Source organism: Calditerricola satsumensis (genome assembly GCF_014646935.1).
GTDB classification, from domain to species: Bacteria; Bacillota; Bacilli; order Calditerricolales; family Calditerricolaceae; genus Calditerricola; species Calditerricola satsumensis.
The window spans coordinates 40,338-56,186 of the sequence record NZ_BMOF01000008.1; the positions used below are offsets into that span (position 1 = coordinate 40,338).

The following is a 15,849-nucleotide window of genomic DNA, read 5'->3' on the forward strand; positions in this document are numbered from 1 at the left end:
TTTTGGAAGGATGAGGGCGGCTGTTGGTCAACCGCCCTCTGTGTTTACTCCTCATACTCCACCACTTGCACGCCCAGCACCCGCGCGTTTTCATTGATTACGCGCCGCACGTGACCGGGCAGGCCATTTGGGATGCGCACCGTAATGTCCAGGTTCACTTCCACCTCGGCACCATCGAGGCTCAGCAGATGGGTCAGCACTTCTTGGAAGATTTCAGAAGACTTCCCGATCAGCCGCTCCGGCGGCACGTTGGCGAACAGGTTGAGGCGGCGCACCTTTGGCGGTGGCGGTACAATCGGTGGATCCACCGGCGGGTCAATCGGTCTCGGGCCGGGTCCCGGGCCTGGCGGATCCACGGCACCGCCCCCGGAACCGCCGGGGTCCTTGTCGCCACCGGTTCCTTCATTGTCGTCATGTTCGTCGTCGTGTTTGCCGTCACGCTTTTTCAACGTTTCCTCATACGCACGCGCCACATCGGGGCGGATGAGCACGCCTTCTTTTACAGAAATTCGGGCTCCGATGATCCCAAACATAAAGCCTTCGTACGTGCCGTCGTCGTGGGCTGCTTTCGCATAGCCAAAATGCTCCTTGCTGGCCAAGCCCTCTTCCACGGCCCGCTTGAGCACGCTGGCGTCGCGCAGGCGGCTCAGGTAGAGGTAGCGGGCATAGCACGTCCACACTTCTTGTATCGGCAGGTGGCGGTGGTCACGCCACAGCCATGTTTGCAGTTCCCCCGCCAACAGTTGCGGGTGGAAGGACAGGACGAGGTGACCGCTTTCTTCCATTTTGTTTCCCGCGCGTACGGCGAGGTTTTCCCCGCCGGTGCCGGCCAGGCGCAACGCTTCCCACTGCACCGGCCCGATGCCGTCTTGCGTGGGCACCAGCAGCCAGTCGTATGCTTCCTGCAGGCGGACATTCACCGTCTGATCCCAATGGCGAATCTGGCTTTTGACCATGTGCTGCTGGTGCATGTCCAGGTTGAGTTGCTCGCTGTCCTCCTCGACCGATTTCCAGGCCAGGTACAGGCGCACCGCCTGCGCCAGGCTGTCCCAACGCCCGGCGTCGGTGGCGAGGAAGACAAGCATGTTGCGGTACAGCCGGGGCATATTGCCGCGCTCTTCGAGAATGCGCGCGGCCAGCTGGAGGGCCCGGGTTTCCTCGAGGCCCTTGCGGTGCGCTTCCCGCGGCGGCAAGATGACCAGGCGCACGGCCGGCTCGTCGGCCACTTCCTGGCCGTCATAGGGGGCCACATGGACAGCGTGGAACGGCCCCTTCTCGCGTTTTACGTGCTCGCGCAGACGGCGGATGATTTCCGCCTCCACGTCCTGGTCCGTCCACTGGCCGGCCCGTTCCTGGGCCACGCGGTTGACGGTGGCGCGGGTGCTGAACCAGTACCGTCGGCCGTCGGCATAGAGGTAGGTCAGCTCCTCCTGCAGCCGGCGCAGGGCGTCGCCGAATACGTGCACCTGCTCGCCCGGGAGCACGCAGCCGAGCAGAATGCGACCTTCTTCGATGCCCCGCGTGCCGCTTGTTTGCGTACCGTGGGGCGCGGTACCCAGAAAGATCGTGCGTGCCACGCGGCGGCAGGCCGACAGCCGGCCAAAGTGGGGATTGGCCAAGTCGAGCTGGTGGGCGCGCGACTGTTCACCGTCCACATCGGCGTCAAGGACCGGGTGCCAGCCGTACTCGAGCACCTTGGTCAGCTCGGAGGCCACCTGCTGGCTGTCGAGGGGCAGGGTGCCGGGCAGGATCACCACCGAACGGTCCCCCACCTGCCACAGGCGGTGGATCACCAGGGCCATGAACCGCAGGACGCCGCGGGTGCGCTGGAAGCGTTCCAGCGTCGACCAGTCCTCGTACAGGCGGTCAAACAGTTCCGGATGGATGGGGTAGGCCATGCGGAACCGCCGCTCGTATTCCCGCTCCTGCACGTGGCTGGGAAAGAGCGTGCGGTTGTTGCGGTAGAAGGCTATGAATTCGCGCACCACTTTGTCCCGGGCCTCTTCGTCGATGTGTTTGAAGAGGCGCCGCCGCACGATCTCCATGCTTTCTTCGCGCGTCGCTGGCTTCCAGATCGTCTCCAGGCGGCCAAAGGTGTGCTGGAGGCGTTCGAGGGCGGCGCGCCCCCCTTCCCCGCCCACCTCGATGTCCGATTGCGGGATGCTGGCCACCACCAGCGCGTCCTTGACCCGCTTGGCCCCTTCGGTCAGGGTCTGCACAAAGGTCAAGTTGGCGTCAAAGCTGCCGGCGGGAAGGCGCAGGTCAGCATCTGGATGGTAGAGGTTGCGGACAAAGGCCACCCACTCGTCGATCAGGATGAGGGCCGGGCCGTAGCGGAACAGGAGCTCCTTCACCTTGTCGGAACCCGGAGCAATGCCCGTCTCGTCCTCCCGGCGCACCAGCTCGTAGGCTTCCTTGCCGCCCAGCTGGTAGGCGATCTCGCCCCACAGGGTGTGCGTCACCACCCCATCGGGATAGACGCGCGGTTCGGTGGGCGACAGCTTGGTGCCGACGATGACGGCACGGTTGGCCACCGGAAGGTCCTCGTCCACCTCGCGCACCAGCTCGGCCAGGTCGGGCACCTCGGAAAGGCGCACCTCCCCGCCGAAGAGGTGGTACAGGGCGAGCATGGTATGGGTTTTGCCGCCGCCGAAGGAGGTCTGCAGCTGCACCACCGGGGCGCCGCCCTTTCCGGTGAGGCGCAGAATGGCCAGCTTCAGCACCTCGCGCAGCCCCTCGGTGAGATATGTGCGGCGGAAGAATTCCGTGGGATCCTGGTATTCCGGCTCGGCCTCGCCGGCGATCACCTGGGCCAGGTCGCAGGCGAATTCGGCTTCCTGGAAGCGGCCCTGGGCTACGTCGTCGTGGGGCGTGGCCACCTCGCGCCAGGGCTTGAGGTGGGCATGGGCCTCCACGCGGGTGGGCTCGAGGGTGCGCTGCTGGGCCAGCTTGCGCTCTTCTTCCCGCAGCAGCACCAGCTGCAGGTCGCGCACCATCTTCCCCACCTCGTCCGCCCGGGGCGAGCGGATGGCGGTGAGGAGGCGGTGCATTGTGTCGAGGGCGCGCAGGGCATCGCCGGTGGAAAAGGGCTGCTGATGGGCCCACTGGTTGCGCACCTCGCGCAGCTCGCTGACGTAGCTGCGCTCGCTGTGCCCAAACTGACCGGCAAAGAGGGTGCGCCAGTTGTTCCACATGACGATGAGGAGGGCCTGCACGTCAAGCTTGGCAAACTTCTCGTCGTCGGGCCCCTCATGGCGGATGGCGTCGATACCCACCGTGCCCGTCAGGTGCGGCTCCACACCTTCCACAAACCAGCCGCGGCCGAAATGGGCCTTCAACCTGCTCCTCAGGTAGTCGCCGAGGGCTTCCTGGAGAATTTCCAACCCCTTCCCCACCCGTTCGCGGTTGCTCGTGGCCATGGAAGTCCCCTCCTCTCCCCGTTTCGGACGTTTTTCTTTCGTGCATTGGAACGTTCTTGTAGCCTGGTGCGAAAACCTTACCACAGCAGCGAGCCGGTTGTGCTGGATGTCAGGCTCCCAGCCTTTTCTTTGAGGCGCGGCCACAGCGTCACGAGCAGGTTGAAGGCCAGCGCGTCGGCGGCCAGCTGCTTGCGGTCGCACAACGTGTACAAGCGGTAGGCCAGCTCGCGCACCCCATCGGCGCGCGCCCCGAGCCGGGCCAGAAGGGCAGCGGCGGCCTCTTCCCCGCGCCGTTCAAGGGCCTGGGCCACGTAATGGACGGCCTCCCACAGCGCCAGGCGCGAGTCGGCTTCCGGATCCCACTCATCGCGGTATTCTTCCCGGTTTTTTAGACGCACCTTCCCCGCTCGGGCTTCGAGAATGCCTGCCTCCTCCAGCCCCTTGACGCTCGTGTTCTTGGCCACGGCCAACGTCTCGGCATCGCCGTAGGGCCCCTCGCGGTAGCCGTACTGCTCAAACCAGGCCAGTGCCCAGCGCGTGTCGGCATCGTAGTCGCCTTCCTGTTCGGCAAGGAGCTCGTCCAGCACCTGGTTGATGAGCCCCAGCGCCGTGCGGACGGTCATCGGGGAGCCGTCGGCCTCCAGCACCTGCTTGTATCGCGAGAAGACGGCCATGCCCGGACCGATGAGGGCCTGGGCCAGGTCGACGGGGGCGATGTTGCCGCTCTTGAGCATCTGCAGCGCCTCGGCCAGCTCCCGGCGCAGCTGGGTGAGGAAGGTTCGCCGCGGCACGACGGGCGCGTCTTCCGGGCGCGGGCGCAGGGCCAGGACGATGGAGGAGGCGAGGGCGTTGGTGCCGAGGGCTACTGAACGATTCCCCATTTCGGTACGCATGGGCCACGTGGCGGTAATTTGAAAACCTTCGCTCAAAAGAGCACTGAGCATCGATTCCCATCCCGTCGAAGCAACGGAGCTCCTACCTTTACCCTCACCCTCTTCTGTTTCACTTTCCTGCTGCTTAAATGCGTAGTAAATGGTCATCGGGTAGTCGGGATGGGCGCGCTGCCGCATCAAGCGGAAGGCACAGCGTAAGCCTTCTTCAAAATGGCGCTTGGCTGTTTCCTTGTCGCCACCGAAGCGGTATGGTGTGGCCACCAGTTCCTCGGTCTTGGGCACTAGCAGGGTGGCAAAAAGATCTGGATAAACCGAACGCAGATTTCTCCGTAGCCAAACGTAGAAGAAGTCCAATAGATCTGCGTAACCAATGTTGTCGTAATACGGCGGATCGGTGGAGACGACGAAGGAGCGGCCATTGGGGATCGCATTAGCTGCATCGGCCTGCATCGCGTACCCTTTAGGTTGAACTGTTAAACACTTTACCACTTCAGCTACCCATTCTACTGCACCTACCCAATTACCACTGGAATCACTAAATGGATTGCCTTCGGCGTAATCCCAAACCATAGGAATGGCTTGCCGCGCAAAGGTGTTACGTATTTTTACATAACCCGTATCCCAACCACAAATAGTACTCCCTCTATCTGCTAGACGGTCAATAGACAACGCCAAGTACACTCTCACCGCTTCTGCATAGGCTTTGGCACCGCTGCCGCCTTCTTTCAGTGGCACGTTATCGTTCGCAAAACCTACGGCAACGGCTGCATCACGTACCTGCTTTTCAACCTCATCCAGCAGGTCGCTGAAGGTGTTGAGTGCCACCAGCTGGCGCGAGGTAAAGAGGTGGGCATAAGTAGTAAGACCGTAAATGGGCGTGTTAAAGTTTCGAGGATTGTTTAGAGGTAGAAATGCTTCAGGTTTCCAATCGGGTTGTGCAAGAGAAGCTAATCTCTCGTGTTCCCGGTTTGCTTCTACATACACCCTCCCCCGCGCTCCCTCGGCCACAATGGTCATGAGCCGCGCGCCCATGCGCCCGGCTTTCCCTTCGCCGCGGATATAAGGAAACGTTACCGGCGAGCCGCAACAAATACAGGTAGCACCGCGGCGATTCACCGTTCCCTCCCGCGGTGCGCCATGGCCCGTACGCACGACAAAGCGCACCACTGGCGGTGTTTGCGTGCGGTCAACCACCGGCTCCACCCACGCCTCGTTTCCTTTCCGCTTCGACAGCCAGAACGAGCGAACGAGCGGCATTTCTGCCCCGCAGGCAGGATTGGGGCAGCGCACCGTGCGCGCCCACAGCCAGGCAATCACCGTCGCCTCGCCACCGCCCTGCTCCTCAGGCAGGCGTACCTTGGGGTACAGATGGCCAATGCGCTTTTCTGCCTCGTCGCGCATCCACCGGCCGAAATACAGAATGTCTTCGGCAAGGCCGGTGGCGCCCTTCCAGTCGCCGTCGGCCAGACGGCGCCGGGCCTCGGGATTGACCGGCGGTCGGCCGGCAAAGCGCGGCGGGATCTCAATCAGGGCCTTGTTGAGGAGCACGGCGACCGGGTTGAGGTCGCTGGCCACGGGCATGAGGCCAAGGCGCTGCGCCTCGAGGGGAATGCTCCCGCCACCGGCGAAGGGGTCGAGCACCGGTGGGGCGTGCTCTTCCAAAAAGGCCCGCACGGCTTCCGGTGTGGGCGGATCGGGCAGCGCCAGCCCTTTTTCCCGTGCGAGGCTGCGGGCGATCTCCAGGCGCGCTTCATGAAGCACGGCCTCGTCATGGGCGTTCTCCCATTTCACCAACCGTTCGATCAGGCGGTGCAGCCGTTCCCGCTCTTTCGCTGCGGCGTCGGGCGGCAGGTCGTTACCGGGGTCGTCCACCAGACTGGCAAAGAGCACCGCTCGGGCTGCGGCAAGGGGTCGGCGTGCCCACCACAGATGGAGCGTCGAGGGGTGGCCGTGGCGGAGCGACTTTTCCCGTGCCGATTCGCGGTTGATGGCCTCAAGCGGCAATGCTACCTCGATCAGCTTCTTCCGATAAGCCACGTCAGGTCCTCTCCTTTGGCCATAAGCTCAGGCAAATCGTAGTTCACGCTGGTTGCGGCGAAGTCGGGCTCGTTGCGGAAGGGCCGGTGGATGTAGACCACGCGCTGGGTTCGCCCGTCGGCCACTTCCACCACGGCCAGCCAATAGGCGTCGGGGCGGTTGAGGGCGGTGAGGATTTCGTTCCGCGTCACCGTGACGGTCGGCGCACCGGCAACGCGTCCCTTCACCTCGATGAAGCGGAGCGTCCCCGTCTGTCTGTCGCGCGATTCAATGTCGTAGCCGCGGCGGTCGGCCGACACGTCGCGCGGCTCGTGGCCCAGGGCGCGTTCCACCGCCATCACCGTTTCCATGGCGATGCGTTCCACCGTCCGGCGGTCGTCCGGTGATCCACCCTCGTGCGCGCCGGCGGTTTCCCCTTCATCGCGCAAAAGCCCCGCCGGAACGACCAGGGCCGCACCGAGGATCACCGGCGGGCGGGCGAAGAGCTGCGCTTCCCGGTCCAGCTCGGCCATGCGCCGCCTCAGGCGTTCCTCCAGCTCGTCGGCGCGGCGGCGGGCGTTTTCCGCGTTGAGGCGGGCGTTGGGCTTGCCCTCACGCTCCTGCATGCGCAACTCGGCGGCGCGCCGGTCCCAGTAGGCGATGGCCTCCAGCAGGCGCTGCCGGACTGCGCGGCGCGTTTTGGCCACCTGTTCCGTGCGCAGGGCCTCCACCTCGTGCATATGCTCCGGTACCAGTTGGCGGATGGCGTACTCCAGGGCCTGGTTCTCAACGGCCGCACGCGCCCACGTTTGCTGCTCGAGGAGCGGCTGGATGCGTGCCCGCTCGTCTTCCGTAAGCGGGCGCAGGTCGAGGTGCGGCGCATACCCGGCCGCGCGGGGTGTGCCATCGGGCGGAATTTCCACGAAAACCAGCCGCTTCGACACCACGCGATGCTCCCCGTTCGGCAGCACCGTTCCGTCGCAGATGGCGTGCTCCAGCATCACGAGCACGCGCATCTCTTGGCCGTTATCGTGTTCGTCCACCAGGATGGCCCCTTCCCGGAGGGCATCGCCATGCCGCTCAAGAATGAGGTCGACGACGGCATCGAGCAGCGGATGGCCGGGGCACAAAAACTCCGCGGCCGGTTTGCCGGGGATGTCCATGAGCGCCTTGTCAAAGCAGACACGGGCATAACGCGGCAGCACGGGTGTACCCCGGGAACGCTCGCGGGCACGGCGCAGCACGGCCGGCGGCACGGCGACAATCTCGTAGCGCCCCTTCTCCCGCTCGCGAATCTGCCCGCCAAGGTGGGCAAAGGCGTTGCGGAAAAAGGAGGCGATGAAATGCGGCTGCAGGCGGCGTGCAGCGGCGCGTTCCATCTCGTCGCGTACGCGCCGCAGGGTGTTCGGGTCCAGGAGCTCCCCGGTCAGGGCGTGCTCCTGCAGCAGCTTGGCCAGCCGCTCGCGGTCCAGTTCTTGGTCGACCACCTGGTGCAGCCGCGCGCGCACGTCGGGCCGCTCTCCATAGCGAATGGCTTCAATGAGCAGGTCGCGCAGCCGGTTGCCCTGAAAGAGCTTGCCCAGGATGTCGAAGACGGCCCCGCCGAGGGCCTTCCGTTCGGCCTCCAGCTTCCGCAGCAGGTGGGCGAGCACGTCCCCCTCCCGCGTCCCTTCGGCCACCAGGTTCCACAGGTGGCACACCTCGCGCTGGCCGATGCGGTGGATGCGCCCGAACCGCTGTTCGAGGCGGTTGGGATTCCAGGGCAGGTCGTAGTTGACCATGAGATGGGCAGCGCGGTGCAGGTTGATGCCCTCCCCCGCCGCGTCGGTGGCGATGAGCACCACGGCGGCGGGGTCATGGCAAAACCGTTCCTGGGCTTCCTTCCGCTCCTCGCGCCGCATGCTGCCGTGGATGGTTACCACCGCCTCGTGCTGCCCGAGGAGATTGCGGATCTTCTCGGCGAGGTAGTGGAGCGTGTCGCGGTGCTCGGTGAAGATGACCAGCTTGCGCCGCTGGCCGCGCTCGTCGCGCATCCAGTGGGACGCCTCCCGGTTGGGATCGCCTTCAAGCAGCAGGGCCAGCTCTTCCCACTTGCGGTCGCGACCGCTTTGCCGCAGGCGGCGGGCCTTCTCCTCCAGCTCCCGCAAGACGGCGATTTCCGCTTCCAGTTCGGCCACGGTGCGCGCCGCGGTGGCCCGGTGGGCGATTTCCGCTTCCACTTCTTCATCATCGGGCAGATCATCCAGATCTTCAAGATCGTCCGGGGTTTCGACGGTTGACATTTGCAGCCAGTGCAGGTGCCCGTCGTGGGCTTTTCGCCGCACCTCCTGCAGCCAGCCTTCGAGCCGCTCCCGTCTGCGGCGCAGCGATTGGTAGATGGCCTCCGGCGATGACGCCAGGCGACGCTGCAAGATGGTGAGGGCCAGGCCCACCGTGCGGCGCTGGTTCTCGTGATCAGCAAGACGGTCAATGCGGTTCCACTGCTCACGCACGTAGGCGGTCACTGCCTGGTAGAGCTCGGCCTCTTCCGGCGACAGCTGGTAGGTGACGGTGTAGGCTCGGCGCTCGGGAAAGAGCGGTTTGCCGTCGAAGGTGACCAGCTGTTCCTTTGTCAGGCGGCGCATGAGGTCGTCGATGGGACCGAGCGTCGCGCCGCGGTACCGTCCCTCAAAGCGGTCGGGATCGAGCAGGGAGAGAAAGAGCTGGAAATCCTCTTCCTTGCCGTTGTGCGGCGTGGCGGTCATGAGCAGGAAATGGCGGGCGATGCGCGACAGGAGCTTGCCCAGCTTGAAGCGCTTTGTCTCCTTGATCTCGCTGCCAAAGCGCGTCGCCGCCATCTTGTGGGCCTCGTCGACGATGACGAGGTCCCATTCCGTTTTGGCCAGCTTGGCCTGGGCCTCTCCATCGCGGCTGAGGTGATCGAGGCGGGCGATGAGCAGCGGCTGCTCTGCAAAGGGGTTGCCCGAGGGCGATTCGGCAAAGGACTGCCGGCAGAGCAGGGCAAAGCGCAGGTGGAACTTGCTCTCTAACTCATCTTGCCACTGCTCGACGAGGCTGCCCGGAGCCACGATCAGGCAGCGCTGCACCTCGCCGCGGAGCAATAGTTCCTTGATGAGGAGTCCGGCCATGATCGTCTTCCCCGCTCCGGGGTCGTCGGCCAACAGGAAGCGCAGCGGCTGGCGCTTGAGCATGATGCCGTAGACGGCGGCGATTTGGTGGGGCAGCGGTTCGATTAAGGAGGTATGTACGGCCAAAAGCGGGTCAAACAGGTGAGCCAGGCGGATGCGCAGGGCTTCCACAGCCAGGCGAAAGCGCGCGCCATCGGCCTGGAACGACCACTGCGCGTCAGGCTGCACCGGTTCCAGTCGCTCGGCTTGATAGCGAAAGATGAGCCGATTGTCGATGCGGCCGCTGGGGTCTTTGTAGACCACTTCTACTACGTCGGAGCCGTGGGATTGCACATCGATGAGGGTGACGACCTGATCCGGTACCAGTCCGCGAACGCGGATTCCGGGAGCCAACTCTTCCAGTCGCATCTTTCCACCTGCATCCGCCGGTTGTTGGACCATAAGCATGACAGTATTCGACACGGACGGAACAATTCCTTCTTTGCCGGTATCTCCATCGCAGTTGAATGCAAAAAGGCGGCGCGTACGAAGCGCCGCCGTCGGGGCGGTGTCATGGTCCCGTCACGCTCACCATTCCCGGCCTTCGCTGATCCGCCGTTCGGCCTCCGGTTCCTCGAGCTCCTGCTGGAAACAGGTGCGCACGGCGATTTCCAGGGCCTTCACCACCGTCTCAAGCGCCATGCTGGGGGCGCCGGGATGGCGCGCCGCCTGCTCGGGCAAGTACGGAATGTGGAGAAAGCCGCCGCGTATGGAAGGGTATTGGGTGGCTAGGAGATGGGCCAACCCGTAAAACAGTTGGTTGCACACGAAGGTACCGGCGGAATAGGAAACGGTCGCCGGGATGCCCGCGGCGCGCAGGTTGTGCACAATCGCTTTCACGGGCAACGTCGACCAGTACGCAACGGGTCCGTCGGGCACGACCGGTACGTCGACGGGCTGGTTCCCCTCGTTGTCCGGGATGCGGGCGTCGATGAGGTTCAGGGCCACGCGCTCGACACGGATGTCGCTGGCGCCGCCGGCCTGCCCGACACAAATGACCACCTGTGGTTGGACCGTCTCAATGGCATGGGCCAGAACATCAACCGAACGGCGGAATACCGTCGGAATTTTCCACGCGACGATCTGTACCCCGTCAATGGTCTGTCTATCAAGCTGGCTGACCGCCTCGTAGGACGGGTTGATCGGCTCCCCGCCAAAAGGGTCAAACCCCGTCAACAAGGCTTTGGGCATGGTGCACCTCACCTCGCACGCCAGTGACGTGATCGCATTCGCGGTCATTCAGAGCGGAATGGTCACCGTTCCAACCAGGCACGGGAATAATCCGTTTCGTAAATGATGTTGCGGATCGCGCCGCGCACATGCGGTTTCTCCATATACACGCGGGTATAGAAGTAGATAGGGATAATGGGCATCTCCTCCATGAGCAGCTTTTCCGCTTCTTGCAGAGCACGAATGCGCTTGGCAGGGTCTGCCGTTGACTGCGCTTCGGCAATCAGCCGATCATAGCGCGCATTGGACCAGCCCGTATGGTTGTTTCCGCCATCCGTGACAAACAGGTCGAGGAAGGTCATCGCATCCAGGTATTCGCCCACCCAGCCCAGACGTCCGATTTGAAAGTTTCCTTGATCCAGAGATGCCAAGTACACCTTCCATTCCTCATTGGCCAACTTAATGTCCACGCCGAGATGCTGTTTCCACATTTGCTGAATGGCTTCGGCCACCTTTTGATGTCCTTGACCGGTGTTGAACTTGTACGTGAGCGGCGGGAGCTTGGTTAGTCCCAGTTCGCGCAGTCCTTCTTGGAGCAGCGCCTTTGCCGCTTCCACATCCCCATCCTTGAGCAAGTCCCCTTGCTCGGCGCGGAAATCTCCGTTCAGGCCCGGCGCTCCGGGAGGAACCATGCCCGTTGCGGGGATTTGCCCGCCCTGCAGTACGGTTTCCACCAGGGCCCGTCGGTCGATGGCCAGGGCGAGGGCTTTGCGGATCTTGGGGTTTTTCAGAACGGGATCCCGTGTGTTGAGGACCAAATAGTACGTGGCGAACATGGGCTTGGCTTTCGCTTTGCCGGCGTCGAGAAGCTCCTTCGTCAGTTCCAGAGGTGGCGTCGCAACGTCCAATTGGCCGGTTTCAAACATCTGGTATTCCGTGTTTTCATCATTGACCATGGCCATGTGGATGGCATCGAGTTTCACTTCGTCCTTAGCCCAGTAATGCGAGTTTTTCTTCAGCACGATGTGCGAATCGTGGATCCATTCTGCCAATTGGAAGGGGCCGTTCCCCACAAAGGTGGCCGCCTCTTTGTACCAGTTGGGATTGGCTTCGTCCACGTGTTTGGGGATCGGCAGCAGGGCTTGGTGCGATGTCAGGTTCAGGAAATGGGGTACGGGATGCTCAAAGGTGACCTGCAGGGTGTAATCATCTAAGGCGCGGATGCCCACGTCTTCGGCCTGGGCCTTTCCTTCGTTAAACGCTTTGGCGTTTTTGACAGGATACAAATGGTAGGCAATATTGGAGGCCGTTTTGGGATCCAGCATCTTCAACCAGGAATACACGAAATCGTGAGCCGTAACGGGCTGGCCGTCGCTCCACTCGGCCGTTTTTCTTAGGAAAAAGGTATACGTCATCCCGTCGTCCGACACCTGCCAACTGGTGGCCATGCCTGGACGCACCTGACCGTTCTCACCTAAGCGGGTCAGACCCTCCAGAACATGGTACAGCACCAGCCCCGAGGTGGTGTCGGTGGCCAGCGCGGGATACAGCACCGGCGGTTCGCTACGCAGGTTGACGTGCAGTTCCTGGGAAGGTTGGGTCGCTGTTGACGCACTGTCCTCCTGATGGGTTTCTTTGCCCACCGGTGTGTTTTGGCACCCGACAGCCACCCAGAACATGCACACGAAGAGCAATCCCCATGCGACCAGGCGGTTGATTTTGGACATGGGGCAACACCTCCACGAAAAGTTTATTTGAGTCCTTCCCCTACCAAGTCCTCGCCCCGCAAATCGGTGATGAACATGTGTCCGGGCGCATGCGTGATCATCAGGTCGAGCTTGGCCGCCATGGCCACCGCCTGGGGCGTCACGCCGCAGGCCCAGAAGACGGGAATCTCCCCTTCCCGAATGGTGATTGGGTCGCCAAAGTCCGGACGGGACAGATCCTGGATGCCGATCGCCTCCAGGGCACCGATGTGCACCGGCGCGCCGTGAGCGGCCGGAAAGCGGGCCGTCACCTGCACGGCGCGGGCGACATCCCTGGCTGGAATGGGCCGCATGCTGACCACCATCGGCCCTTCGAAGCGTCCGGCTTTATGGCAAAGGATGGTCGTGCGGTACATGGGCACGTTTTTCCCCTCCTCCAGATGGCGCACGGGAATTCCGGCGTCCAGGAGCGCCTTTTCAAATGTGAAGCTGCACCCCAACAGAAAGGCGACGAAGTCGTCTTGCCAATGGGACAAGAGATCCGTTGTCTCCTCCACCAGCTCGCCGTTGCGGTAAATGCGATACTTCGGGACGTCGGTACGCAGGTCGGCCGTCGGGGCGACTCGCGCGGGATGCGGCGAGCCGGGATCGGTGACGTCAAGCACGGGACATGGCTTCGGGTTGCGCTGGCAGAAGAGCAAGAAGTCAAAGGCCCATTCTTTTCGCAGCACCACCAAATTGGCTTGCACGAACCCGTTCGCCACGCCGGCCGTGGGGCGAACTCATTCCCCACGGCGAATCATTGCCCGCGCCTCGGCGGGCGTAAGTCTGGCCATGTCGCGCATGTCTCTTCCTCCTCTCTATTGCAACAATTTCGAAATCTCTGCGATCAGTGTTTTCACACCCAGATAGGCCATGGCGATGACGACCAGTCCCCCGAACACGGTCATCCACAGTGGATGCCGGTATGCGCCAACGATGCGCTGCTGGTACGCGGCCACCAGGATCACGCTCAAGGCGAGGGGCAGAATCAGCCCGTTCAGGGCGCCGACGAGAATGAGCACCTTCACCGGCCGGCCGACGGCGACAAACACGAGCGTGGAAATGAGAATGAAGGCGATGATAACCCACCGGTGATGCCGGTCGAGGCTGCGATGAAAGCTGCGCAGGAACGACACCGATGTATAGGCAGCCCCGACAATGGAGGTCGCCGCCGCGGCCCACATGACCATCCCGAACAGCTTGTACCCGATGGTTCCGGCAGCGTGCTGGAAGACCGAGGCCGGCGGGTTGTCCGGGTTCAAGGCCAGCCCCTGAGCGACGACGCCGAGGGCGGCCAGGAACAGGATCACCCGCATCACCGAGGCGATCAGGATGCCCGAGACGGCGCTGCGCGTCACCTGTGGAAGCGCGTCCGGTCCGCGCAGTCCGGCGTCGAGGAGCCGGTGGCCGCCGGCAAAGGTGATGTAGCCGCCGACGGTGCCGCCGACCAGCGTGACAATGGCCAGCGCATCCACGGTGTCGGGCCAGAAGGTTTTCACCACCGCCTCGCCGACGGGCGGTCCCGAGACGACGGCCACGTACAGCGTCAGGGCGATCATGACAAAGCCCATGATTTGGGCGAAGCGGTCCATCGCCTTGCCCGCCTCGCGGACGAGAAAGATGCCGATCGCAATCAGGGCGCTGATGACGGCTCCCGTTTTCACGTCCAGCCCTAAGAGCACGTTGACGCCCAGCCCAGCTCCAGCCACGTTGCCGATGTTGAAGGCCAGGCCGCCCATGGCGATCAGCGCGGCGAGGATGTAGCCCAACCCGGGCAACACGTCGTTGGCGATGTCCTGGGCCCGCTTTTCCGATACGGCGATGACCCGCCAGATGTTCAGCTGGGCCCCGATGTCGAGGAGGATGGACATCAAGATGACAAAGCCGAAGCTGGCCCCGAGCTTTTCCGTGAACACGGTGGTCTGCGTGAGGAAGCCCGGCCCGATGGCCGACGTGGCCATCAGGAACGCCGCTCCGAGCAGGAGACCCCAATTGCGCGTCATCGTTGCCATGCGCCCCCTTTTGTTGCGTGCATTCCATGTGTGTTGCGATGCTTGCGACGGTGCCCTGCTTCTGTCGTCTGCCGGTTGCTGCCCGTGTCTGCTCGTCCCTCTTTACTTGGCTCCCACCGCCTTCACCGTGATCCCTTCCGCGGTGAGACGCGCGCGAATCGCGCGGGCGAATTCCACCGCGCGCTCACCGTCGCCGTGGAGGCAGACCGTGTCGGCGCGCACGGCAACGTCCGGGCCCTGGAGGGAGCGTACCTTCCCTTCTTTTACCAGGCGGACGACTTGCTCCGCCGCCACTTCGGGGTCGAGGATCAGCGCGCCGGGCGTCCGCCGCGGGGTGAGCGAGCCGTCCGCCTGGTACGTGCGGTCGGCGAAGGCCTCGGCGGCGACGCGCAGGCCGGTGCGCTGTCCGGCGCGGACAAGTTCGCTTCCGGCCAGGCCAAAGAGGATCAGGTCGGGATCGACGCGGTACACCGCCTCGGCGATGGCCTCGGCGAGGGCGCGGTCCTTGGCCGCCATGTTGTAGAGGGCGCCGTGCGGCTTGACGTGCTGGAGGCGTCCGCCTTCCGCCTTCACGAAGGCGGCCAGGGCGCCGACCTGGTAGACCACCAGGTCGTAGGCCTCCTCGGGCGTGACGGCGAGATTCCGCCGCCCGAACCCGACGAGGTCGGGTAGCCCGGGATGCGCCCCCACGGCGACGCCGCGGTCGAGGGCCATCCGCACCGTCCGGCGCATCGTCGACGGGTCGCCGGCGTGAAAGCCGCAGGCGATGTTGGCCGAGGTGATGTAGGGCAGCACGGCCTCGTCGTCGCCGAGGCGCCAGATGCCGAAGCTTTCCCCCATGTCGCAGTTGAGGTCGATGCGCAGCATCGGCATTCCTCCTTTTTGGTACTGCCGGGTTTACGGCGCGCCTTCCGCCAGCCGCCGGAAGATGGCCGCCCGCAGCCGCCGCAAGAGCTGTTCGCGGCGCGCCAGGAGCGCCTGGGCCTCGCCCAGGGACACCTCGCGGAAGCGCACCGTAGCCCCCGGCGGCATTTGGGCCAGCACGGGCAGGTCGACGGTGGCCACGCAGGCGATCCGCGGGTAGCCGCCGACGGTTTGCCGGTCGGCGAGGAGGACGATGGGCTGGCCGTCGGGCGGCACCTGCACCGTGCCGGCGCTGACCCCTTCCGAGACGAGCTCGATCGGCTCCCGCAGCGCCAGGGCCGGGCCGGCCAGGCGATAGCCCATGCGGTCTGATTGCGGCGTGACGCGAAAGGGCCGCGCGAAGAAGGCCGCCTGCGCCGCGGGCGAAAAGGCGTCGAACTCGGGGCCGCGCAGGGCGCGCACCGTCGGCTGGGCCGCGTAGGCGGGAAAGGCGCGGGGGCTGACGCGCCACGGCACCGACGCCAGCGGACGGCGGCCGAGCCGGCCGGACAGGGCGGCCA

Annotated in this window: 8 protein-coding genes and 1 pseudogene; all 9 read right to left on the bottom strand. The window is 64.2% G+C overall.

Features of this window, described 5'->3' with window-relative positions:
- Nucleotides 1-44: 44 nt before the first annotated feature.
- Nucleotides 45-3,419, bottom strand: a complete 3,375-nt coding sequence (locus IEX61_RS03410; RefSeq protein ID WP_188816795.1) for a DUF499 family protein — start codon at nt 3,417-3,419, stop codon at nt 45-47.
- A 77-nt stretch (nt 3,420-3,496) separates the two neighbouring features.
- Nucleotides 3,497-6,349, bottom strand: coding sequence for a DUF1156 domain-containing protein (locus IEX61_RS03415; RefSeq protein ID WP_188816796.1), 2,853 nt, complete (start codon nt 6,347-6,349; stop codon nt 3,497-3,499).
- Nucleotides 6,328-9,864, bottom strand: coding sequence for a protein NO VEIN domain-containing protein (locus tag IEX61_RS03420; RefSeq protein ID WP_188816797.1), 3,537 nt, complete (start codon nt 9,862-9,864; stop codon nt 6,328-6,330). The genes IEX61_RS03415 and IEX61_RS03420 overlap by 22 nt, the downstream gene beginning before the upstream one ends.
- 159 nt (nt 9,865-10,023) lie before the next feature.
- Complete coding sequence (pcp, locus tag IEX61_RS03425; protein ID WP_054670651.1) at nt 10,024-10,686, bottom strand: pyroglutamyl-peptidase I; 663 nt, start codon at nt 10,684-10,686, stop codon at nt 10,024-10,026.
- Nucleotides 10,687-10,748: 62 nt separating this feature from the next.
- The gene (locus tag IEX61_RS03430) at nt 10,749-12,392 is read right to left on the bottom strand and encodes a peptide ABC transporter substrate-binding protein (protein WP_188816798.1); all 1,644 of its coding nucleotides are present in this window, start codon (nt 12,390-12,392) and stop codon (nt 10,749-10,751) included.
- A gap of 23 nt (nt 12,393-12,415) precedes the next feature.
- Nucleotides 12,416-13,216: pseudogene (locus tag IEX61_RS03435) on the bottom strand (putative hydro-lyase).
- Between the two features lie 15 nt (nt 13,217-13,231).
- Nucleotides 13,232-14,425: an NRAMP family divalent metal transporter gene (locus tag IEX61_RS03440; protein WP_054670643.1), complete on the bottom strand. Its 1,194-nt coding sequence runs from the start codon at nt 14,423-14,425 to the stop codon at nt 13,232-13,234.
- Between the two features lie 102 nt (nt 14,426-14,527).
- Nucleotides 14,528-15,292 carry a LamB/YcsF family protein gene (locus IEX61_RS03445; protein WP_188816799.1) on the bottom strand — a complete coding sequence of 255 codons (765 nt, stop codon included), beginning with the start codon at nt 15,290-15,292 and terminating at the stop codon, nt 14,528-14,530.
- A gap of 30 nt (nt 15,293-15,322) precedes the next feature.
- Nucleotides 15,323-15,849: 5-oxoprolinase subunit C family protein (locus IEX61_RS03450; protein ID WP_505650666.1), on the bottom strand; the 527-nt coding region annotated here is incomplete at its 5' end.

What these genes read in the sequence shown, in the direction of transcription:
- IEX61_RS03410 (WP_188816795.1), bottom strand. Translation starts at nt 3,419, where the DNA reads ATGGCCACGAGCAACCGCGAACGGGTGGGGAAGGGGTTGGAAATTCTC.
- IEX61_RS03420 (WP_188816797.1), bottom strand. Translation starts at nt 9,864, where the DNA reads ATGCGACTGGAAGAGTTGGCTCCCGGAATCCGCGTTCGCGGACTGGTA.
- pcp (WP_054670651.1), bottom strand. Translation starts at nt 10,686, where the DNA reads ATGCCCAAAGCCTTGTTGACGGGGTTTGACCCTTTTGGCGGGGAGCCG.
- IEX61_RS03430 (WP_188816798.1), bottom strand. Translation starts at nt 12,392, where the DNA reads ATGTCCAAAATCAACCGCCTGGTCGCATGGGGATTGCTCTTCGTGTGC.
- IEX61_RS03440 (WP_054670643.1), bottom strand. Translation starts at nt 14,425, where the DNA reads ATGGCAACGATGACGCGCAATTGGGGTCTCCTGCTCGGAGCGGCGTTC.
- IEX61_RS03445 (WP_188816799.1), bottom strand. Translation starts at nt 15,292, where the DNA reads ATGCTGCGCATCGACCTCAACTGCGACATGGGGGAAAGCTTCGGCATC.